Consider the following 20,112-nt stretch of genomic DNA (forward strand, 5'->3'; position numbering starts at 1 on the left):
TCATCGCCTTTTTTATTGTCTGCGCCAGCTCTCGCTGGCCGTCAGGGGGTCAGACTTCGATATCTGCCATGTCGCCCTTCTCCTGCAGCCAGTTGCGGCGGTCTTCCGAACGCTTCTTGGCCAGCAGCATATCCATCATCGCGGTGGTCTGCTGCTCGTCTTCATCGCTGATGATGAGCTGCACCAGACGGCGGGTGTTAGGATCGAGGGTCGTTTCACGCAGCTGCATCGGGTTCATCTCGCCCAGCCCTTTAAAGCGCTGCACGTTCGGTTTGCCCTTCTTGCGCTTGAGTTGCTCCAGCACGCCGGCTTTCTCTTCTTCATCCAGCGCGTAATAGACCTCTTTGCCGAGATCGATACGGTAGAGCGGCGGCATCGCCACATAAACGTGGCCGCCTTTCACCAGCGAACGGAAGTGCTTCACGAACAGCGCACACAGCAGGGTAGCGATGTGCAGGCCATCGGAGTCCGCATCCGCGAGGATACAGATCTTGCCGTAGCGCAGCTGGGACAAATCTTCGCTGTCCGGATCGATACCGATCGCGACCGAGATGTCGTGCACTTCCTGCGACGCCAGCACCTCGTCGGAGGAGACTTCCCAGGTATTCAGGATCTTCCCTTTCAGCGGCATGATCGCCTGATATTCACGATCGCGCGCCTGTTTGGCGGACCCGCCTGCGGAGTCCCCTTCCACCAGGAACAGCTCGGTACGGCTGAGATCCTGCGCAGTACAGTCTGCCAGCTTGCCGGGCAGTGCCGGGCCGCTGGTCAGCTTCTTACGCACCACTTTCTTCGCCGCACGCATACGGCGCTGGGCGCTGGAGATGGCCATTTCTGCCAGCATTTCGGCGGACTGCACGTTCTGGTTAAGCCACAGGGTGAAGGCATCTTTCACCACGCCGGAGACGAACGCCGCACACTGGCGCGATGACAGGCGCTCTTTGGTCTGCCCGGCAAACTGCGGGTCCTGCATCTTCACCGACAGCACGTAGGCGCAGCGTTCCCAGATATCTTCTGCGGACAGCTTCACGCCGCGCGGCAGAATGTTGCGGTATTCGCAGAATTCGCGCATCGCATCCAGCAGCCCCTGACGCAGACCGTTGACGTGCGTACCGCCCTGCATGGTCGGGATGAGATTCACATAGCTTTCGGTGAGCAGTTCGCCGCCTTCCGGCAGCCAGAGCAGCGCCCAGTCCACGGCTTCGGTATCGCCGGAGAAGTTGCCGACAAAAGGCTTTTCCGGCAGCGTCGGCAGACCGTTCACCGCCTCGCTCAGGTAGTCGGTCAGACCATCCTGATAGCACCAGCGCTGCTCGGCGTTGTTGACGTTGTCTTTGAAGTTGATTTCAACGCCCGGACACAGCACCGCTTTCGCTTTCAGAAGATGCATCAGACGCGACACGGAGAAGCGCGGGCTGTCAAAGAATTTCTCGTCCGGCCAGAAGTGGACGCTGGTACCGGTATTGCGTTTGCCACAGGTGCCGATGACCTTCAGATCCTCGACCTTCTCGCCGTTTTCGAAGGCGATGCTGTATACCTGACCATCGCGGCGCACCGTGACTTCCACGCGGCGCGACAGGGCGTTAACCACCGAGATCCCCACGCCGTGCAGGCCGCCGGAGAACTGATAGTTTTTGTTGGAGAATTTACCGCCGGCGTGCAGGCGGCAGAGGATCAGCTCAACCGCGGGAACACCCTCTTCCGGGTGAATATCCACCGGCATGCCGCGACCGTCATCGATCACTTCCAGCGACTGGTCGGCGTGCAGAATAACCTCCACGCGCTTTGCGTGACCGGCCAGCGCTTCGTCCACGCTGTTATCAATAACTTCCTGACCCAGATGGTTAGGGCGAGTGGTGTCGGTGTACATCCCCGGGCGACGGCGAACCGGCTCAAGCCCGGTGAGTACCTCAATGGCATCAGCGTTATAGGATTGCGTCATGATTTATATATTCAGATAGCGTGATCGGATCGATCGGGCTTCAACGTAAACCCAAAAAATCGACAATCTGTGTGAAATGATCTTCGAAGCCGACAAATGCGTGATTCCCTCCGGTTTCGACGGTCTGGCGACAGGAGGCGTAATAGGCCACCGCCTGACGGTAATCCAGCACCTCGTCCCCTTCCTGTTGCAGCAGCCAGATGAGATCCGGTGCTTCAAGCGGGTCGATTTGCATAACTTTGAGATCGTAAATATGGCGAGACTCTAGCACATATTGTTCCCCGGTGTAGGGGTTCTCGTTTTGCCCGAGATAATCGGTCAGCAGTTCGAACGGGCGCACCGCGGGGTTGATAACCACGGCGGGTAACATAAAGCACTGCGACAGCCAGGTAGCGAAATAGCCGCCCAGCGAAGACCCCACCAGGCCTAACGCCTCACCGCCGTGCTCCATCACCAGCGACTCCAGCAGCTCGGCGGCGGCAGCCGGATAGGGCGGGAGCTGTGGAACGATGACGTCAATATCGGGATGATGCTCCGCCAGCCAGTGCGTCAGCGCGGTGGCTTTTTCGGAGCGGGGAGAGCTGTTGAACCCGTGCAGGTAGAGAAGCGTAGACATCAGTATCCTTCTGAGGCGGTATCCGGCCGGAAAGCCTGACCTTCAAGACGGCAGACCTCGGTGGTTAAGGTGCCGTCGGGATGCAAATTCAGCCAACGCCAGCCGGGGGCGATGGTATCAAGGGTAAAGTTGGCGCAGTGCGGTTTGAACTGGACGCAGGTGGACGGCGTGGCAAGCACGCGACGCCCGTTCCAGTCGAGATCCAGCTCCTGATGAATATGACCGCACAGCAGATGTTTTACCGTCGGGAAACGACTCAGCACATCGTCCAGATCGCCAGCGTTGCGCAGGCTGTGCTGATCGAGCCAGCTACAGCCGGACGGCAGCGGATGGTGATGCAGCAGCAGCAGCGTCTGGCGGTCGCCCCAGTCGGCCAGCTTGCGCTCAAGCCACTCCAGCTGGAACTCGCTCAGCTCGCCATGCGGCACGCCGAACACCTGGCTGTCGAGCAGCAAAATTTGCCAGGTCGCGTTAAGCAACACCCGTTTCGCCGGGGAAATGCCTGCTTCCTGCAGCGCGCTGTACATCGCCGGCTGGAAATCGTGGTTGCCGGGCAGCCACACGCACGGCGAGGCGAGCGAACTGATACCCTCAGCAAACAGCTGATAAGCTTCGGCGCTATGGTCCTGCGCTAAATCGCCGGTGGCGACAATCAGATCGCAGTCGCGCTGCGCCTGCTGAATGGCCGCCAGCACAGCCTGGTAGCTTTCCCATGTGTTCACACCCAGTAGCGTTTCGCCTTTGCCGGCAAACAGGTGGGTATCGGTGATTTGTAAGATCCTTACCGTTGCCCCATCAGCCGCGGTAAGGTTTAACAGACTTTCCAAATGGTGTCCTTAGGTGTCCACGTCGCTAACAAACCGGAACCGCCATCGCTCCATGTGTAAAACAGTAGCGCAGCCAATCAGCAAGGAATTGGTTTATTTGATGCTTTTCGTCACGTTGATGCAATTTTTTATTCGGATAATCATAACGTGCTTTGAAGCGATAGATCTGCTGACTTGAACACACTTCCGCCACCATCGCGTCATGATAGAGCCGCACGCTCATGGAAGGCAGGCTCCAGTAGCTGACCGCAGGTGCGGTCTGCTCAATTTCCACAAGCGTAGTGTAGCGGGTGGACTCGGTAATCGTTAACCGGTACTGCGCGCTTCCCACCTGATAGCTAACGGTTTCGCCAGCCTGATCCTCGCGAGGCAACAGGCGGCGTAACTGGGCGAAATTGGTTTCGCACAGCCGCATCATTTCAGGGAAGTCAGGTGTATAGCGCTTAATCATATTCAGGTATTCCACTCTTTACGTAATGCTTCATGATGCAGCTGCAGCCATTGCAGGGCGATGACGGACGCTGCGTTGTCGATTTTCCCCTCTTCTACCCACTGATAAGCCTGTTCCCGGCTCACCACATGAACACGAATGTCTTCGTTTTCCTCCACCAGACCGTGTACCCCTTCGGCCTGCGTGGCATCCACTTCACCCACCAGTATCGACAGCCGCTCGCTGGTGCCGCCAGGGCTTGCCAGGTAGCTTAATACCGGTTTCGTGCGTTGTACGTCTAACCCCGCTTCTTCGCTGGCTTCGCGCCGCGCAACGTCGTCGGGCGTTTCGCCGGTTTCGATCATACCGGCGACCAGTTCCAGCAGCCAGGGGGTATCGCTGGTGTCGTAAGCCGCGATGCGGATTTGTTCAATCAGCACCACCTCATCACGCACCGGGTCAAAGGGTAGCAGCACCGCCGCATGGCCGCGCTCGAAAATTTCACGCTCGATTTCACCGCTCATTTCGCCATTGAAAAGGCGGTGGCGAAAGCGGTAAACATCAAGTGAAAAAAAGCCGCGCCAGCGCGTTTCACGTGCAATAATTTCTACATCATTTTTAGTGAAAGTAACCGGATGTTTCGTTGAAGTGGTCATATTTATCCCGGATTATGCAATGGTGATGAAAGCGACGATTTCAAGTCTGAGCATCTGCCGTTTGCGTTGTGCTGTGGTAGATTGACGGTATTTCAATCCAGAAGGCACGTTACGCCAAGCCCTGGCGGGGGCTGACTCTGCTAGAATCGGCGATCATTTTTCGACGTGTGTCAGCGCTAACAATAAATTCTGCTTCACAACAAGGAATGCAAATGAAGAAATTGCTCCCCATTCTGATCGGTCTGAGCCTTGCCAGCTTCAGCACGCTGAGCCAGGCAGAAAACCTGTTACAGGTTTATAAGCAGGCTCGTTTAAGCAACCCTGACCTGCGTAGATCGGCCGCTGACCGTGATGCCGCATTCGAAAAAATTAACGAAGCACGCAGCCCGTTGCTGCCGCAGCTGGGTCTCGGCGCTGACTACACCTGGAACAACGGCTATCGCGACAGCAGCGGTGTTGACAGTACGACTACCAGCGGCAGTCTGCAACTGACCCAGACTATTTTCGACATGTCGAGATGGCGCGCCCTGACGCTGCAGGAAAAAAGCGCTGGCATTCAGGATGTCACCTGGCAGGTCGATCAGCAGACGCTGATCCTGAATACCGCTACCGCCTATTTTAACGTATTAAGCGCCATCGATGCGCTTTCCTATACCGAAGCGCAGAAGCAGGCGATCTATCGTCAGCTCGATCAAACCACCCAGCGCTTCAACGTTGGTCTGGTCGCCATCACCGACGTGCAGAACGCCCGTTCACAGTATGACAACGTGCTGGCCAACGAAGTTGCCGCCCGTAACACGCTGGACAACGCGGTAGAAGAGCTGCGCCAGGTGACCGGCAATTACTATCCGGAGCTGGCGTCGCTCAATGTCGACAGCTTCACGCCGTCTAAGCCTGAGCCGGTGAACGCCCTGCTGAAAGAAGCGGAGAAGCGTAACCTTTCTCTGCTGCAGGCACGTCTGAACCAGGACCTGGCCCGCGAGCAAATCCGCTACGCCGAAACCGGCCATATGCCGACCCTCGGCCTGACCGCCTCCACCAGCCTGTCTGATACTGACTACAGCGGCAGCCAGGCGGCGCGCGCCGGCAACGCTGACCGCACCGTAGGGCAGAACTCTGTTGGCCTGAGCTTCTCTCTGCCACTGTACAGCGGCGGCTCAGTCACCTCTCAGGTGAAACAGGCGCAATACGGCTTTGTGGGTGCCAGCGAGCAGCTGGAGAGCGCGCACCGCAGCGTGGTGCAGACCGTGCGTTCGTCCTATAACAACGTGAATGCGTCCATCAGCAGCATCAACGCGTACAAACAGTCCGTGGTGTCTGCGCAAAGCTCCCTTGATGCGACCGAAGCGGGTTACTCCGTGGGTACACGTACCATCGTTGACGTGCTGGATGCGACCACCACGCTGTACAACGCCAAGCAGCAGCTCTCAAGCGCGCGCTATAACTACCTGATCAACCAGCTCAACATTAAATCTGCGCTGGGTACGCTCAACGAGCAGGATCTGGTTGCGCTTAACAATGCGCTCGGCAAGCCGATCCCGACCACGCCGGAGAGCGTCGCGCCGGAGAATCCGGAGCAGGATGCACGGGTTGAAAGCATGGCTACCAACGACGCAGCGGCTCAGCCAGCAGCCACCGCGCAACCGGCTGCAGCACGTACCACCACCAGCAGCGCGAACCCGTTCCGCAACTGAGGGTAACAGGCAGGGGCACCCGCCCCTGCCTGAACGTAAGACAACGTAAAGATCCCCTTCCATCCTCGCTTATCTCGGCTTACTTGCTTTAATTTCACCCAGCCATCCACTATCCTGAGCACAATTTGCTGTCTTTTCCCTCCGGGCCCAGGAAGAAAAAATGAAACGGACAAAATCCATTAATCACGCGTCATTCCGCAAAAGCTGGAATGCACGTCATCTGACTCCCGTCGCGCTGGCCGTAACGGCGGTCTTCATGCTTGCGGGCTGCGAACAGAGTGACGAAACCGTCTCGATGTATCAGAATGCCGACGACTGCTCCGCCGCCAATCCGGGCAAAAGCGAACAGTGCACCACTGCCTATAACAATGCCGTAAAAGAAGCCGAACGCACCGCGCCGAAATATGCCACGCGTGAAGATTGCGTCGCAGAGTTCGGTGAAGGCCAGTGCCAGCAGGCACCGGCGCAGGCGGGCATGGCCCCGACCGGTGAAAACCAGGCGCAGGCGCAGAGCAGCGGTAGCTTCTGGATGCCGCTGATGGCGGGCTACATGATGGGTCGCCTGATGGGCGGTGGTGCGGGCTATGCCCAGCAGCCGCTGTTCAGCTCGCGCAACCCGGCCAGCCCGGCATATGGCCAGTACACCGATGCCAGCGGTAAAGGCTATGGCGCCGCCCAGCCGGGTCGCACCATGACCGTGCCGAAAACCGCGCTGGCACCGAAGCCGGCCACCACCTCCACCATCACGCGCGGCGGCTTCGGCGAGTCCGTCGCCAAACAGCACACCATGCAGCGTAGCGCGGCCGGTACCAGCTCTCGCTCCATGGGGGGCTAACCGTGGAACGCGTTTCAATCGTTGAGCGCCCCAACTGGCGCGAAAAAGCTACCGAATTTGGTTTCAACTTTCACACCATGTACGGCGAGCCGTACTGGTGTGAGGACGCCTACTATAAGCTGACCCTCGCCCAGGTGGAGCGCCTCGAAGCGGTCACCGCCGAGCTGCATCAGATGTGCCTGCAGGCCGTGGAAACCGTGGTCAGCAGTGACGATCTGCTGGCCAAATTCCGTATCCCGAAACACACCTGGGAGTTGGTGCGTCAGTCATGGCGCACCAACCAGCCGTCGCTCTACTCTCGTCTCGACATCGCCTGGGACGGCGTGGGCGAGCCAAAGCTGCTTGAGAACAACGCCGACACCCCGACGTCGCTCTACGAAGCCGCGTTCTTCCAGTGGCTGTGGCTTGAAGATCAGCTTAACGCCGGAAACCTGCCGGCGGGCAGCGATCAGTTCAACAGCCTGCAGGAGCAGATCATTGAGCGCTTCGTGGAGCTGCGTGAAAAACACGGTTTCCAGCTGGTGCATTTCGCCTGCTGCCGCGACAGCGTCGAAGATCGCGGTACCGTGCAATATCTGCAGGACTGCGCCGCCGAAGCGGGGGTCGCCTCTGAATTCCTGTTTATCGAAGATATCGGGCTTGGCGAAAAGGGGCAGTTCACCGATCTGCAGGATCAGGTGATCAGCAACCTGTTTAAGCTCTATCCGTGGGAATTCATGCTGCGCGAGGTGTTCTCCACCAAGCTGGAAGATGCCGGCGTGCGCTGGCTGGAGCCAGCCTGGAAGAGCATTCTCTCCAATAAAGCGCTGCTGCCGCTGCTGTGGAAGATGTTCCCGGACCATCCTAACCTGCTGCCCGCGTACTTTGCCGAAGACAGCCATCCTGAGATGGAAAAATACGTGGTGAAGCCGCTTTTCTCGCGCGAAGGTGCCAACATTACCATCGTCGATAACGGTCAGGAGATTGCCCGCTCGGAAGGCGTTTACGGTGAAGAAGGCATGATTGTGCAGCAGTACCATCCACTGCCGCAGTTCGACGGCAGCTACACGCTGATTGGCAGCTGGCTTATCAACGATCAACCGGCCGGGATCGGCATTCGCGAAGATAAGGCGCTGATCACCCAGGATATGTCGCGCTTCTACCCGCATATCTTTGTTGAGTAACCCTCACCGCAGATAAATAAGGCGCGACTGTTCGCGCCTTATTTTTTAGCCCACCTGCACCGACAGCATACTGATCGACCCCATCTCCATGCCCTCAACCGGTACGCTCACCGGCTCCTTGCCATCCCACGCGCCCAGCACGTAGAGCAGCGGCAGGAAGTGATCCGGCGTCGGGTTCGAAAGACTGCCGCCTTCATGGTCGAGATAGTTCACCAGCGGATGTTTATCGGCATCGCCCTGCCATGTCAGGTTCGCTTTAACGTAGTCATTAAACGACTGCGCCCAGGGATACGGCGTGCTTTCGCCGTGCCAGCGCGCGGTGCGCAGGTTATGCACCACGTTACCGCTCGCCACCAGCATAATGCCCTCATCGCGCAGCGCGGCGAGTTTACGGCCCAGCTGGTAATGCCAGACGTTGGGTCTGGTGCTGTCGATGCTGAGCTGCACCACCGGAATATCAGCATCAGGATACATTTTAATCAGCACGCCCCAGGAGCCGTGGTCAAAGCCCCAGGCTTCTTTATCCAGCGTCACCGGCACCGGGGCAAGCAGATCCACCAGCCGCTGAGCCAGCGCCGGCGAGCCGGGGGCCGGATAATGGGTGTCGTACAGCGCCTGCGGGAAGCCACCGAAATCATGGATAGTTTTCGGGGTTTCCATCGCGGTCACGCCGGTACCGCGGGTATACCAGTGCGCGGATATCACCACGATAGCTTTCGGGCGCGGCAGCGTGTCGCCCAGCTGCTGCCAGACGCGGGTGTAAAGATTGTCTTCGAGGACGTTCATTGGGCTGCCATGCCCCAGAAACAGTGCTGGCATTCGCGTATGAGACATGGTGTTATCCTTCAAATTGCGCTAAACAAGATATGCATCACCTTACGCGCTTTCATACCGGGATGAACTCAGATAACCATGATGATGATCATCAGGAATTTTGAATGTAAGTACTGTGTAAATCAGGGGCTTGCGGTCTCGCTATTTCACCGCCCACTCATTAATATTAATGAGAATCATTATCAAAGGAGAAGTTTATGTCAGTGCCGTTGCTCCTGACCATACTGGCAGGCGGAGCCACCTTTATCGGAGCCCTGTTTGGCGTACTTGGCCAGAGACCGTCCAACCGGTTGCTGGCGTTCTCTCTCGGCTTTGCTGCCGGCATTATGCTGCTTATCTCCCTGATGGAGATGCTGCCCGCTGCGCTGCACACCGAGGGGATGTCTCCGGTGCTGGGCTACGGGATGTTTATTCTCGGCCTGGTCGGTTACTTTGTGCTGGACCGCTCCCTGCCCCACGCCCATCCGCAGGATCTGCTGGACGGCTCGCTGAAAAAGCGCAACCTGCAACGCACCGCGCTGTTGCTGACTCTTGGCATCAGCCTGCACAACTTCCCGGAAGGCATTGCCACTTATGTTACGGCGAGCAGCGATCTGGAACTGGGTCTGGGCATTGCTCTGGCAGTCGCCCTGCACAACATTCCTGAAGGGCTGGCCGTCGCCGGGCCGGTGTTTGCAGCTACGGGCTCAAAACGCAAAGCGCTACTGTGGGCTGGCGTGTCCGGTATGGCGGAAATCCTCGGCGGCGTGCTGGCGTGGCTGATCCTCGGCACCCTGGTATCGCCGGTGGTGATGGCGGCGATTATGGCGGCGGTGGCCGGGATTATGGTGGCGCTGTCGGTGGATGAACTGATGCCGCTGGCCAAAGAGATCGATCCGCACAACAACCCAAGCTATGGCGTGCTGTGTGGCATGTCGGTGATGGGCTTCAGCCTGACGCTCCTGCAAAGCAGCGGCATCGGCTGATAAACAGCGATAAAAAAACCCGGCGGCTGCCGGGTTTTTTTATGCGCTACGTTCAGCTGGCTTTGCGTTCGTGGGTCTGACGATACTCAACCAGATCCTCAATGGTCACCACCGGCATATCATGCTGACGAGCGAAAGCGATGCACTCCGGTGCGCGAGCCATGGTGCCGTCATCATTGGTCAGCTCGCACAGCACGCCCGCAGGCTTGAAGCCGGCGAGGGTTACCAGATCGATGGTCGCTTCGGTATGGCCACCGCGGGTCAGTACGCCGCCCGGCTGCGCACGCAGCGGGAAAACGTGGCCTGGACGGTTGAGATCCGATGGCTTCGCGCCGTCGGCAATGGCGGCACGCACCGTGGTGATACGGTCAGCGGCGGACACGCCGGTGGTTACGCCGTGCGCGGCTTCGATGGTGACAGTAAAACCGGTGCCGAAGGAGCTGGTGTTGTTCTCCACCATCATCGGCAGGTCAAGCTGTTTACGGCGATCTTCGTTGATGCACAGGCAAACAATACCGCTGCCGTGACGGATGGTCAGCGCCATCTGCTCTACGGTCATGGTTTCGGCGGCAAAGATCATGTCGCCTTCGTTTTCGCGATTTTCATCGTCCAGCACCATCACACCGCGACCGTTGCGCAGGGCGGTAAGTGCCTGTTCCACGCGCTCTGCGGAGGAACCAAAAGAAGAAAGGAGCGTCTGATTCATGGTAATAAAACCTCAGTAAAAATATGGTTACCAGAATCAGGGCAGTCTTAGGAGTACCGCAAGCGGCATAATAATAACGTGAGCAGGCCGTAGCCTGAGCTGTGTCGTTACCCTCTCCCATCCGGACTTTAACCGTCGGCCCCGGAATTACACCGGATCTGCTGACCTTCAACGTTGCCATTGAAGCGCTCGCGGGCTTTCAGCTGCGCTGATTTACCGCCGGTGGGGAATTTCGCCCCGCCCTGAGAATAAGCGGGTTAACTATAACGCCATTGATTAATGGCGGCAATGCATAAGCTTCATATACTCATAATGGATATAGCAAAAGCACGCGTATGCGCCTGAATAACGCAATGGGGACATTTCCGGTTTATCACCTGCGGATCAGGCATTACAATTAGGTTTAACACCACATCAGCTCAGGGAAACCGCTATGATTGACCCGAAAAAAATTGAACAGATCGCCCGTCAGGTACATGAGTCTATGCCCAAAGGGATTCGCGAATTCGGGGAAGACGTTGAGAAACGCATCCGCCAGACCCTGCAGGCGCAGCTGTCGCGTCTGGATCTGGTGAGCCGGGAAGAGTTTGACGTGCAGACGCAGGTGCTGCTGCGTACTCGTGAAAAGCTGACCGCGCTGGAACAGCGTCTGAACGAACTGGAAGGCCGCAGTGCCGGTACACCGTCTACCGCGAACGTCACGCCAGCCGCGGACAGTAGCGTAACGCCTTCCGCTGCCACCAGCGCGGTGTCACCGCCCGCTATCCCGCCGGTCGATAACATTTAAGACCGTACGTCTCTCCCTCATGACGAGGGAGAGCGCTTTTGATATCTGCTACTTACCGCTGTTTTTCTGGATCTTTTTGATGATATTGGTCGTCGAGCAGCCGTCTTCGAAGTTAAGTACCAGCACGTCGCCGCCGTTGGCCCACACCTCTTCGCTCCCGGCAATCTCTTCCGGCTTATAGTCTCCGCCTTTGACCAGCAGATCCGGCAGGATCCCGGCGATCAGACGCTGCGGTGTATCCTCTTCAAATGCCACCACCCAGTCCACCGCTTCCAGCGCGCCAAGCACGATCATGCGCTGTTCCAGCGGATTCACCGGACGCGTTTCGCCCTTCAGGCGTTTCGTCGATGCATCGCTGTTGACTGCCACAATCAGGCGGTCGCCGAGCTTACGGGCATTAGCGAGGTAGGAGACGTGACCGGCATGCAGAATGTCGAATACGCCGTTGGTCATCACCACTTTTTCACCGCGTTTGCGCGCAGCGGCTACCGCCTCTTTCAGCCCCGCTTCGGTCATTACCCCGAAGCCAGTCTCCGAGCGCCCACGCACGGCGTTTTCCAGTTCAACCGGCGAGACGGTGGAGGTACCGAGTTTGCCGACCACCACGCCCGCAGCGGCGTTAGCGAAGTAGCACGCCTCTTCCAGCGTGTTGCCCGCCGCAAGGGTGGCCGCCAGCACGCCGATAACCGTGTCGCCCGCCCCGGTAACGTCATACACTTCCTGCGCCAGCGTCGGCAGGTGGAACGGCTCTTTGCCCGGCTGGAGCAGCGTCATGCCCTGCTCAGAGCGGGTCACCAGCAGCGCGGCGAGGTCAAAATCGGCAATCAGCTGCATACCGCGGCTGACGATCTCGTCTTCGGTCTTGCACTTCCCGACCACCGCTTCAAACTCGGAGAGGTTCGGGGTCAGCAGCGTAGCACCGCGGTAGCGTTCAAAGTCAGCGCCTTTCGGGTCGATCAGCACCGGTACGTTAGCGTTACGCGCGAGCTGAATCATCTGCTGCACGCTGTTGAGCGCCCCTTTGGCGTAATCGGACAGCACCAGCGCGCCAATCTGCGGCAGCGCCTGGCTGATGCGCTCGTGCAGCGGCTGCGGGTCAACGCCCTCAAACCCCTCTTCAAAATCGAGGCGGATCAGCTGCTGGTTGCGCGACAGCACGCGCAGTTTGGTAATGGTCGGATGCGTCGGAACGGAAACGAAGTCGCACTTCACGTTAACGCCTGCCAGCGACTGGCTCAGCGCACGCGCCGCGTCATCGATGCCGGTCAGGCCAACCAGGCGCGAGTTCGCCCCCAGCGACGCAATGTTCATCGCCACGTTAGCCGCTCCGCCCGGACGCTCTTCAATGGTATCGACCTTCACCACCGGCACCGGCGCTTCCGGGGAAATACGGCTGGTTGGGCCATACCAGTAGCGATCCAGCATCACGTCACCGACGACCATGACTCCTGCGCGCTCAAATTCGGGCAGCGTTACTTTCATTCCTGACTCTCCTGAGAGAATGCCCCGCGCGTCGCCGGACAAGGCCTGTTTTGCCCGCCCACCCCGCGTGGGGATTATCAAAATTTGCGCGCGATAATAGCACAGTTACGGCGTATCGCACGGCTCCACCAGCCATTTGCGCCAGCTTTCCCGTACCCGCTCGCGCTCCTGCGTAAACGCCTGCTGATCGACGTTCCCCGGCAGTTCCTGCAATGCCAGGTCGTGCAGCTCGTCGCGCAGCGTCACGTAAGCATGGGTCAGCGCCCGGGCTTCGTCGTCATCCATGATGTCGTTCTGCGCCAGCAGTTCGAGAATGCGTACGTTATCGGACCAGCGCGTCAGTTTCGGCGCTTCATGGGCAAAGCGTAGCACCAGATACTGCGTGATAAATTCGATATCGGTGATGCCGCCTTCGTCGGCCTTGATATCAAAGCGGTCGCGCTGCTTGCCGCCCAGATGCGCCCGCATCTTCTCGCGCATCTCGCGTACTTCAGTTTGCAGCGTCGCGCCCTCTCGGGGCTGAGCCAGAATGTCGCGGCGGATGGCGTCAAAGCGCAGATTAAGCTGCGGATCGCCGTACACCACGCGGGCGCGCACCAGCGCCTGATGCTCCCAGGTCCAGGCTTCATGCTGCTGATAGTCGGCAAAAGCATCCGCCGTGGTCACCAGCATGCCCGCTGCGCCGGAAGGCCGCAGACGCGCATCCACTTCATAGAGAATGCCCGACGAGGTGCGAGTGCTGAACAGGTGCATGATGCGTTGCGCCAGGCGCAGGTAGAACTGGCGACCATCGATCTCGCGATCGCCGTCGGTCATCACGTCCAGCGGGCAGTCGTGGAGAAACACCAGGTCGAGATCGGAGCTGTAGCCCAGCTCCCAGCCGCCAAGCTTACCGTAGCCAATCACCGCAAAGCCGCGCCCTTCCCGGTCATGCAGATGACGCGGCTGACCGTAGCGCGCCACCATCTGCGACCAGGCCTGACGCACTACCGCATCGATAATCGCCTCCGCCAGCCAGGTTAAGTGATCGCTCACTTTCATCACCGGCAGCGTACCGGCAATATCCGCCGCCGCCACGCGCAGCATCTGCGCCTGCTTAAACTGACGCAGCGCTTCCAGCTGCTGCTCCTCATCCTCTTCCGGGACGCGTAGCAGGTACTGGCGCAGCTCGTCGCGATAGGCATCGGTCGCGGTCGGCTGATAGAGCGTCGCCGGGTCGAGCAGCTCATCAAGCAGCAGCGGATAGCGCGCCAGCTGGCTGGCTACCATCGGCGAAGCAGCGCAGAGGGTGATCAGATGCTTGAGCGCGCCGGGAAACTCGGTAAGTAGCTCAAGATAGGTGGTGCGCGTAACGATCCCCACCAGCAGCGGCGTCATACGCGACAGCGGCACGTGGGCGTCGGCCCGGCTGCAGACGTCGCTCAGCAGGCGCGGCATCAGCTGGTCCAGCACCTGCCGGCCGCGCGGGCCAATGGTGCGCTTATCCAGCTCCTTACGGAAATCGGCGATCAGCGCCAGCACCCGCTCGCGTGATGCCGTATCCAGATGCGCCAGCACCGGGGTGGAGTCCTCCACGTCCAGCGTATCCTGCCACAGCTCGCGCCAGGCTTCCGGCAGCGCATCCTCATCCGCCTGCGGCTCGTCGTCGCCGATCAGCTCGTTAAATACCTGACGCACCGCCGCCATGTGCTGCTCAAGGGTCCGGATCAGCGTCTCCCAGCTCTCGCACTGCATGCCCCACGCCAGCCGGGCACGGTTGAGCGCATCCCCGGGCAGCGTCTGGGTCTGTTCGTCGTTGATGCTTTGCAGCAGATTTTCGAGACGCCGCAGGTAAAGGTAAGCCTCGCGCAGCGTCTGCGCCTCGCCTTCGGGCAGCAGATGCAGCGCATCGATAGCCTCAAGCGTGGGCAGCAGAGAGCGCGACTGGAGCGACGGCTCACGTCCGCCGCGGATCAGCTGGAACACCTGCACGATAAACTCGATTTCACGAATACCGCCCGCCCCCAGCTTGATGTTGTCCGTCAGGCCGCGCCGCCGCACTTCCCGGGCAATCATCCCTTTCATATTGCGCAGCGACTGGATCACGCTGAAGTCGATATAGCGGCGGAAGATGAACGGGCGCAGCATGGCGCGCAGCTCCAGGCTCCAGCGATCGTCGCTATCCCCCATAATGCGGGCCTTCACCATCGCGTAGCGCTCCCAGTCGCGCCCCTGCTCCTGGTAGTAATCCTCCAGCGCGGCAAAGCTCAGCACCAGCGGGCCGCTGTCGCCAAACGGGCGCAGGCGCATGTCCACGCGATAGACGAAGCCGTCCTGGGTGGCCTGATCCAGCGCTTTAATCAGCCGCTGGCCGAGGCGGGTGAAGAACTGGGCATTATCCAGCTCGCGCCGTCCACCCCGGGTAACGCCGTTTTCCGGCCAGGCAAAAATCAGGTCGATATCCGAGGAGAAGTTAAGCTCTCCGCCCCCCAGTTTCCCCATTCCCAGGATCAGCAGCGGCTGCGCTACGCCCTCGTGATTGCACGGCGTGCCCCACTCGCGGCAGCAGGCGGCGTAGAGCCAGTCGCGGGCAGCGACGATCAGCGTCTCGGCAAGCTGACTGAGCTGCGCGAGGATCACCGGCGTCGGTAACACATCCAGCGCCTGCGCCCAGGCGATGCGCACCATGATACGGCGGCGGAACTGACGCAGGACGCGCATCAGAGCAGCCTCATCGGTCACCTCCTGCAGCGCGGCATCAAGCCAGGCGGCATAGTGCTGATGCTCGTCCGCGTGCGGCGGGTCGCTCATCAGTTCCGCAGCCCATGTCGGCCAGGCGATAACGCTGTTTTCCACAAACTCGCTGAATGCGATCACCGCCCGCGCATCGTCCGTCAGCGACGTATCCGGGAACGCCTGTGCGACGCGCTCATGTACCTTCTGCCACTGCTGTTCTAAAACCGGGGAAAGCGGGATCATAGAGATTCCTTCGCCTGAATTAACGTTTTCCGCTGTGCCGCCAGAACGGCTCCTGCGAAATGGCTTCGTTACGGTAATGTTCGATTTCAATGCGCTGCCCGGTTTCAATGGCGTGGCGCAGCCCTTCCCAGTTTTCCAGCCAGGGGGCGCTCACCGCGCTGTCGTAGACCCCGGCCAGCAGGCGAATAGCGTCGGTTTCCCGCCCGAGGCGCGGCAGCTGATCGCGGTATTTGTCGCCCAGCGGGCGCTCAAAGGCGTTACGCAGTTCGGCGGCGTGGCGGGAGAGATGGGTATCGGCGTAACGTTTGAAAGAGTCGCTGATTTTCGCCCGGGCTTTCTCATCGAGGTGCGCCTGCCAGCGGCGCGACACCAGCCAGTCGGTGAGCGCCAGCTTGGTGATACCGCTCTCTGAACCGTAAGCCAGGGTGTCGGCAGGCAGAGCCTGGGTCAGCGACACCTCATAATGGGTCAGCAGATCACGTAAGTGAGTGCTCGCTTTCCGCGGCACAATTCCGCCAAACTGCGCCAGCGCATGACGCACCAGCGCCAGGGCTTTCACCACTTCGTCTTTTGCCTGCTTCACACCGCGTACCCACAGCTCCTCGTGGTACTGCCAGTGCGCCAGCGCCATCTCCAGCGAGGCTTCCAGCGCCTGCTCAACGGTCGCTTTTGGTTTCAACTTCAGGATGGCGAGCGGTTTGATCTGGCGCGGCGCATTGCCCTGCGCCAGATGATACCCGCGCGCCGCCTTGCTCAGGCTGCCCTGACGAATACCCGGCTCGGCCACCAGCTGACGCGCCAGCTTCAGCAGGTCGGCGGTATTGCCTGAAAGCAACTCCAGCTCCAGCTCGCACAGCGGCTCGCTCAGCTCACCGGATTTCACTTCTCCCTGATCAAGGGCAAGCTCAATCTCGCTCTCACCGTGAGTAACCACCCACTTTTCACGCAGAAAATCGGTGCTGAACAGCGGCTGTACCGCCTGCTGTAGCGCGCTGACCTCTACGCCCTGCGGCCAGATCTCCGCCGGGAAGCGAGCCAGGTCCAGCGCGTTGCTCTCCAGCGGAATATTGTATTCCGGACGCTGATGCAGCCCGCCGACCACCCGACCGGCCGCTTTGATGGTCATTTCATAGCGATCGTTATCGCCGCGGATGCGCAGCCCCATGTCGTGGCGGCGCAGCAGATTGTCCGCTGTTTCATAGTAGGTATTGTGCAGCTGACGGGGCGCCTGATGCGCGCCGTTAAGCGAATCCAGCAGCGTGCGCAGCGCCGGAACGGCCTCATGCTGGACAATAAATTTCAGTTCAATTTCCTGGGCCATAGTCATTTACTTTTGTTCTGTCACACCGGGGAACATTCGTTGCGAACTAAATAGCCTGTGGTCTGTCAGTACTACAGGCAACTTTCGCAACGTGCGTCTGACCCAGCGTGAGGTTAGCGGGGAATGGCCTAACTATGCCCTCCCGCTACTGCCTTGACAATGGGCGATGGCCGCGGAAAGTACCTGATTTATTTGCGTCTCGTTCCCTGCCAGCCGTCGGGGTAACGGGGTGCCACACGCAGCAAGTGGCCGGTCTCACGGGTAAAACCTCCTGGAAGATTCTTATTCAGGTTTCAGTTTTGCATCGTCAGACTGTTGCCACTACTATCGTTCCACGCTTAACGACGACACCGACATCTGATGCCAAAATTACGCCATATTTGCTTTACCTTACTTGTGCTTAGCGTTTCAACCGTTACCCACGCCGAAGAAAAACGTTACGTTTCCGATGAACTGAATACCTGGGTCCGCAGTGGTCCTGGCGATAACTATCGTCTGGTGGGCACGCTCAATGCCGGTGAAGAAGTGACGCTGCTGCAGAGCAACGAGGCAACAAAATATGGCCAGGTTCGCGACAGCGAGGGGCGCAGCGTGTGGATCCCGCTCGGCCAGCTAAGCAACCAGCCCAGCCTGCGCACCCGGGTGCCGGATCTGGAAAATCAGGTCAAAACCCTGACCGATAAGCTCACCAATATCGACACCACCTGGAACCAGCGCACTGCGGATATGCAGCAGAAAGTGGCGCAGAGCGACAGCGTGATTAACGGTCTCAAGGAGGAGAATCAGAAGCTGAAAAACGAGCTGATTGTGGCGAAGAAGAAGGTTGATGCCGCCAATATTCAGCTGGATGACAAACAGCGCACCATCATCATGCAGTGGTTTATGTATGGCGGCGGCGTCGCGGGCGTTGGCCTGCTGCTGGGCCTGCTGCTGCCGCACATGCTCCCAAGCCGCAAGCGTAAAGATCGCTGGATGAACTGATTTCACGCGCTCCGTTGTTGGGCGCAATAAAAAAGGGCGGCCACCGCAGGGTGAGCCGCCCTTTTTTATCAGGCTGAAGGGAAAACTCCCCCAGCCGCTCGCCATTACTGCACCAGCGTTGGTTCAGACGTTAAGCGAGCCAGCATCTGCAGGCAGGCATCCGCGCAGGCACGGCAGGCTCTGGCACACTGCTGGCAGTGCTCGTTGTCGTGCCGGGCGCAAATCTCCGCACAGGCTTTGCAGATATCCACGCAGACCCGACACACCGCTATCGAAAAATCGCTGCTGAGACTGAGAAACTGGGCCGACAGGCGGCATATCGCCGCACACTGGGTATCCATGCGGATGCAGTCTTTCATCATCCCCTGATCGTCTTCCGCCAGACAGGACGCCGCGCAGTAGTCGCACGCCGCCGCGCATGCATAGCATGTATCAATACATGCCTGAACATCTCTGTGCATACCTCACCTCCGATTTACGTTAAGTGGATGTAATAAGTTTGCACATAAACAAGGTGTTAGCCAAACGGTACGCCGTTTTAGCGCCTGGACGGGCGCAGCACCCGCTGGCTGGCGGCTTCCCTTTTACATCGCCTTCTCCTCTACACTTACGTATTATCGTGGGCTTAATAACGACGGGAGAGTAGCAGGTGAAGATCTATCTGGTGGGTGGTGCAGTACGCGACGAGCTGTTGGGCATTCCGGTTAAAGACCGGGACTGGGTCGTCGTGGGCGCTACGCCGCAGGAGATGCTGGATGCCGGCTACCAGCAGGTCGGGCGCGACTTCCCGGTGTTTTTGCATCCGCAAAGCCACGAGGAGTACGCCCTCGCCCGCACCGAGCGTAAATCGGGCCAGGGCTATACCGGTTTTACCTGCTATGCCGCGCCGGACGTGACGCTGGAACAGGATCTGCTGCGCCGCGACCTGACCATCAACGCCATCGCCCGGGACACCGACGGCACGCTGGTGGACCCGTATCACGGCCAGGACGATCTGCGCCAGCGTCTGCTGCGCCATGTCTCCCCTGCGTTCAATGAAGATCCGCTGCGCGTGCTGCGCGTGGCGCGATTCGCCGCCCGCTATGCCCATCTCAGTTTCCGCGTTGCCGATGAAACTCAGGCGCTGATGCGCAGCATGGTCGAGGCGGGCGAGCTGGAACACCTGACACCGGAGCGCGTGTGGAAAGAGACCGAAGGCGCGCTCGGTACGCGTAATCCGCAGGTGTTTTTCCAGGTGCTGCGCGACTGCGGGGCGCTGAAGGTGCTGTTCCCGGAAGTCGATGCGCTGTTCGGCGTACCGGCTCCGGCGAAGTGGCACCCGGAGATCGACACCGGCATCCACGTGCTGATGACGCTCTCAATGGCGGCAATGCTCAGCCCCGATATCGACGTACGTTTCGCTACCCTGTGCCACGATCTCGGCAAGGGGCTGACGCCGAAGCACCTCTGGCCGCGCCACCACGGCCACGGCCCGGCGGGCGTCCGACTGGTTGAAAAGCTGTGCCAGCGTCTGCGCGTGCCGAACGACATTCGCGATCTGGCGAAGCTGGTGGCGGAGTATCACGACCTGATCCACACCTTCACGATCCTGCAGCCCAAAACCATCGTGAAGCTGTTCGACAGCATTGATGCCTGGCGTAAGCCGCAGCGCGTGGAGCAGATCGCCCTGACCAGCGAGGCGGACGTGCGCGGGCGCACCGGATTTGAAGCCAATGACTATCCGCAGGGCCGGATGCTGCGTGCAGCCTTTGAGGTGGCGAAGGCCGTGCCGACCAAAGAGGTAGTGGCAGCCGGTTTTCAGGGAGCGGAGATCCGCGAGGAGCTGACCAGACGCCGGGTGCGCGCCGTGGCGATATGGAAGGAAACACACTGCCCCCAGCCGCAGGCCGAGGGCTGACCCCAGGCACCGGCGGCG

The 20,112-nt window shown here is 59.5% G+C and carries 18 protein-coding genes and 1 riboswitch; of the genes, 7 read left to right on the forward strand and 11 right to left on the reverse strand.

What is annotated here, in order from left to right:
* Nucleotides 1-49: 49 nt before the first annotated feature.
* The 5 genes from parE to nudF are packed head-to-tail and all read right to left on the reverse strand — an operon-like array spanning nucleotide 50 to nucleotide 4,471.
* Entirely contained in the window at nucleotides 50-1,942 is a 1,893-nt protein-coding gene (gene parE / locus ET34_RS0101030) for a DNA topoisomerase IV subunit B (RefSeq protein ID WP_031518730.1), read from the reverse strand.
* 40 nt (nucleotides 1,943-1,982) lie between these two features.
* Complete coding sequence (gene yqiA, locus ET34_RS0101035; RefSeq protein ID WP_031518732.1) at nucleotides 1,983-2,558, reverse strand: esterase YqiA; 576 nt, start codon at nucleotides 2,556-2,558, stop codon at nucleotides 1,983-1,985.
* Entirely contained in the window at nucleotides 2,558-3,385 is an 828-nt protein-coding gene (gene cpdA, locus ET34_RS0101040) for a 3',5'-cyclic-AMP phosphodiesterase (RefSeq protein ID WP_031518735.1), read from the reverse strand. The genes yqiA and cpdA overlap by 1 nt, the downstream gene beginning before the upstream one ends.
* A 25-nt stretch (nucleotides 3,386-3,410) precedes the next feature.
* Entirely contained in the window at nucleotides 3,411-3,833 is a 423-nt protein-coding gene (locus ET34_RS0101045) for a DUF1249 family protein (protein WP_031518736.1), read from the reverse strand.
* A 5-nt stretch (nucleotides 3,834-3,838) separates the two neighbouring features.
* On the reverse strand, nucleotides 3,839-4,471 hold the full coding sequence (gene nudF / locus ET34_RS0101050) for an ADP-ribose diphosphatase (protein ID WP_031518738.1): 633 nt from the start codon (nucleotides 4,469-4,471) through the stop codon (nucleotides 3,839-3,841).
* 212 nt (nucleotides 4,472-4,683) lie between these two features.
* On the opposite strand from nudF, the gene tolC reads away from it, so the two are divergent.
* The 3 genes from tolC to ET34_RS0101065 all read left to right on the forward strand — a co-directional run bounded on the left by tolC (nucleotide 4,684) and on the right by ET34_RS0101065 (nucleotide 8,163).
* Complete coding sequence (gene tolC / locus ET34_RS0101055; protein ID WP_031518739.1) at nucleotides 4,684-6,165, forward strand: outer membrane channel protein TolC; 1,482 nt, start codon at nucleotides 4,684-4,686, stop codon at nucleotides 6,163-6,165.
* A 160-nt stretch (nucleotides 6,166-6,325) separates the two neighbouring features.
* On the forward strand, nucleotides 6,326-7,000 hold the full coding sequence (locus ET34_RS0101060; protein WP_031518741.1) for a DUF1190 family protein: 675 nt from the start codon (nucleotides 6,326-6,328) through the stop codon (nucleotides 6,998-7,000).
* A 2-nt stretch (nucleotides 7,001-7,002) separates the two neighbouring features.
* Nucleotides 7,003-8,163 (forward strand): glutathionylspermidine synthase family protein, encoded by a 1,161-nt coding sequence (locus ET34_RS0101065; protein WP_031518743.1) that lies wholly within the window; start codon nucleotides 7,003-7,005, stop codon nucleotides 8,161-8,163.
* A 45-nt stretch (nucleotides 8,164-8,208) separates the two neighbouring features.
* On the opposite strand, the gene ygiD is transcribed toward ET34_RS0101065, so the two are convergent.
* Nucleotides 8,209-8,997 carry a 4,5-DOPA-extradiol-dioxygenase gene (ygiD, locus tag ET34_RS0101070; protein WP_031518745.1) on the reverse strand — a complete coding sequence of 263 codons (789 nt, stop codon included), beginning with the start codon at nucleotides 8,995-8,997 and terminating at the stop codon, nucleotides 8,209-8,211.
* A gap of 197 nt (nucleotides 8,998-9,194) precedes the next feature.
* On the opposite strand from ygiD, the gene zupT reads away from it, so the two are divergent.
* Nucleotides 9,195-9,962 carry a zinc transporter ZupT gene (gene zupT / locus ET34_RS0101075; protein WP_031518746.1) on the forward strand — a complete coding sequence of 256 codons (768 nt, stop codon included), beginning with the start codon at nucleotides 9,195-9,197 and terminating at the stop codon, nucleotides 9,960-9,962.
* Nucleotides 9,963-10,014: 52 nt separating this feature from the next.
* Here zupT and ribB read toward each other — a convergent pair whose 3' ends face one another.
* The gene (gene ribB, locus ET34_RS0101080; protein ID WP_031518747.1) at nucleotides 10,015-10,668 is read right to left on the reverse strand and encodes a 3,4-dihydroxy-2-butanone-4-phosphate synthase; all 654 of its coding nucleotides are present in this window, start codon (nucleotides 10,666-10,668) and stop codon (nucleotides 10,015-10,017) included.
* A gap of 105 nt (nucleotides 10,669-10,773) precedes the next feature.
* Nucleotides 10,774-10,922: riboswitch (FMN riboswitch) on the reverse strand.
* Between the two features lie 179 nt (nucleotides 10,923-11,101).
* Between ribB and ubiK the strand changes: the two genes are divergently transcribed.
* On the forward strand, nucleotides 11,102-11,455 hold the full coding sequence (gene ubiK, locus ET34_RS0101085) for a ubiquinone biosynthesis accessory factor UbiK (protein ID WP_031518749.1): 354 nt from the start codon (nucleotides 11,102-11,104) through the stop codon (nucleotides 11,453-11,455).
* 48 nt (nucleotides 11,456-11,503) lie between these two features.
* Here ubiK and hldE read toward each other — a convergent pair whose 3' ends face one another.
* From hldE to ET34_RS0101100, 3 genes are all read right to left on the reverse strand, one after another.
* On the reverse strand, nucleotides 11,504-12,937 hold the full coding sequence (gene hldE / locus ET34_RS0101090) for a bifunctional D-glycero-beta-D-manno-heptose-7-phosphate kinase/D-glycero-beta-D-manno-heptose 1-phosphate adenylyltransferase HldE (protein ID WP_031518750.1): 1,434 nt from the start codon (nucleotides 12,935-12,937) through the stop codon (nucleotides 11,504-11,506).
* Between the two features lie 105 nt (nucleotides 12,938-13,042).
* Nucleotides 13,043-15,895 carry a bifunctional [glutamate--ammonia ligase]-adenylyl-L-tyrosine phosphorylase/[glutamate--ammonia-ligase] adenylyltransferase gene (gene glnE / locus ET34_RS0101095; protein ID WP_031518752.1) on the reverse strand — a complete coding sequence of 951 codons (2,853 nt, stop codon included), beginning with the start codon at nucleotides 15,893-15,895 and terminating at the stop codon, nucleotides 13,043-13,045.
* A gap of 19 nt (nucleotides 15,896-15,914) precedes the next feature.
* Nucleotides 15,915-17,216: a CYTH domain-containing protein gene (locus tag ET34_RS0101100; protein WP_031518754.1), complete on the reverse strand. Its 1,302-nt coding sequence runs from the start codon at nucleotides 17,214-17,216 to the stop codon at nucleotides 15,915-15,917.
* A 360-nt stretch (nucleotides 17,217-17,576) separates the two neighbouring features.
* Between ET34_RS0101100 and ET34_RS0101105 the strand changes: the two genes are divergently transcribed.
* Nucleotides 17,577-18,197, forward strand: coding sequence for a TIGR04211 family SH3 domain-containing protein (locus tag ET34_RS0101105; RefSeq protein WP_031518756.1), 621 nt, complete (start codon nucleotides 17,577-17,579; stop codon nucleotides 18,195-18,197).
* Between the two features lie 104 nt (nucleotides 18,198-18,301).
* On the opposite strand, the gene ET34_RS0101110 is transcribed toward ET34_RS0101105, so the two are convergent.
* Nucleotides 18,302-18,658, reverse strand: coding sequence for a four-helix bundle copper-binding protein (locus ET34_RS0101110; RefSeq protein ID WP_031518758.1), 357 nt, complete (start codon nucleotides 18,656-18,658; stop codon nucleotides 18,302-18,304).
* A gap of 188 nt (nucleotides 18,659-18,846) precedes the next feature.
* Between ET34_RS0101110 and ET34_RS0101115 the strand changes: the two genes are divergently transcribed.
* Nucleotides 18,847-20,094, forward strand: coding sequence for a multifunctional CCA addition/repair protein (locus tag ET34_RS0101115; RefSeq protein WP_031518760.1), 1,248 nt, complete (start codon nucleotides 18,847-18,849; stop codon nucleotides 20,092-20,094).
* Nucleotides 20,095-20,112: the final 18 nt, after the last annotated feature.

The sequence above is a fragment of the Siccibacter colletis genome (assembly GCF_000696575.1).
GTDB lineage: Bacteria > Pseudomonadota > Gammaproteobacteria > Enterobacterales > Enterobacteriaceae > Siccibacter > Siccibacter colletis.

Bases quoted from the DNA above. Each gene is read 5' to 3' on its own strand.
- ET34_RS0101060 (WP_031518741.1), top strand. From the start codon at position 6,326: ATGAAACGGACAAAATCCATTAATCACGCGTCATTCCGCAAAAGCTGG.
- nudF (WP_031518738.1), bottom strand. From the start codon at position 4,471: ATGACCACTTCAACGAAACATCCGGTTACTTTCACTAAAAATGATGTA.
- tolC (WP_031518739.1), top strand. From the start codon at position 4,684: ATGAAGAAATTGCTCCCCATTCTGATCGGTCTGAGCCTTGCCAGCTTC.
- ET34_RS0101100 (WP_031518754.1), bottom strand. From the start codon at position 17,216: ATGGCCCAGGAAATTGAACTGAAATTTATTGTCCAGCATGAGGCCGTT.
- ET34_RS0101110 (WP_031518758.1), bottom strand. From the start codon at position 18,658: ATGCACAGAGATGTTCAGGCATGTATTGATACATGCTATGCATGCGCG.
- parE (WP_031518730.1), bottom strand. From the start codon at position 1,942: ATGACGCAATCCTATAACGCTGATGCCATTGAGGTACTCACCGGGCTT.
- ubiK (WP_031518749.1), top strand. From the start codon at position 11,102: ATGATTGACCCGAAAAAAATTGAACAGATCGCCCGTCAGGTACATGAG.
- glnE (WP_031518752.1), bottom strand. From the start codon at position 15,895: ATGATCCCGCTTTCCCCGGTTTTAGAACAGCAGTGGCAGAAGGTACAT.
- hldE (WP_031518750.1), bottom strand. From the start codon at position 12,937: ATGAAAGTAACGCTGCCCGAATTTGAGCGCGCAGGAGTCATGGTCGTC.
- zupT (WP_031518746.1), top strand. From the start codon at position 9,195: ATGTCAGTGCCGTTGCTCCTGACCATACTGGCAGGCGGAGCCACCTTT.
- yqiA (WP_031518732.1), bottom strand. From the start codon at position 2,558: ATGTCTACGCTTCTCTACCTGCACGGGTTCAACAGCTCTCCCCGCTCC.
- ygiD (WP_031518745.1), bottom strand. From the start codon at position 8,997: ATGTCTCATACGCGAATGCCAGCACTGTTTCTGGGGCATGGCAGCCCA.
- ribB (WP_031518747.1), bottom strand. From the start codon at position 10,668: ATGAATCAGACGCTCCTTTCTTCTTTTGGTTCCTCCGCAGAGCGCGTG.
- ET34_RS0101105 (WP_031518756.1), top strand. From the start codon at position 17,577: ATGCCAAAATTACGCCATATTTGCTTTACCTTACTTGTGCTTAGCGTT.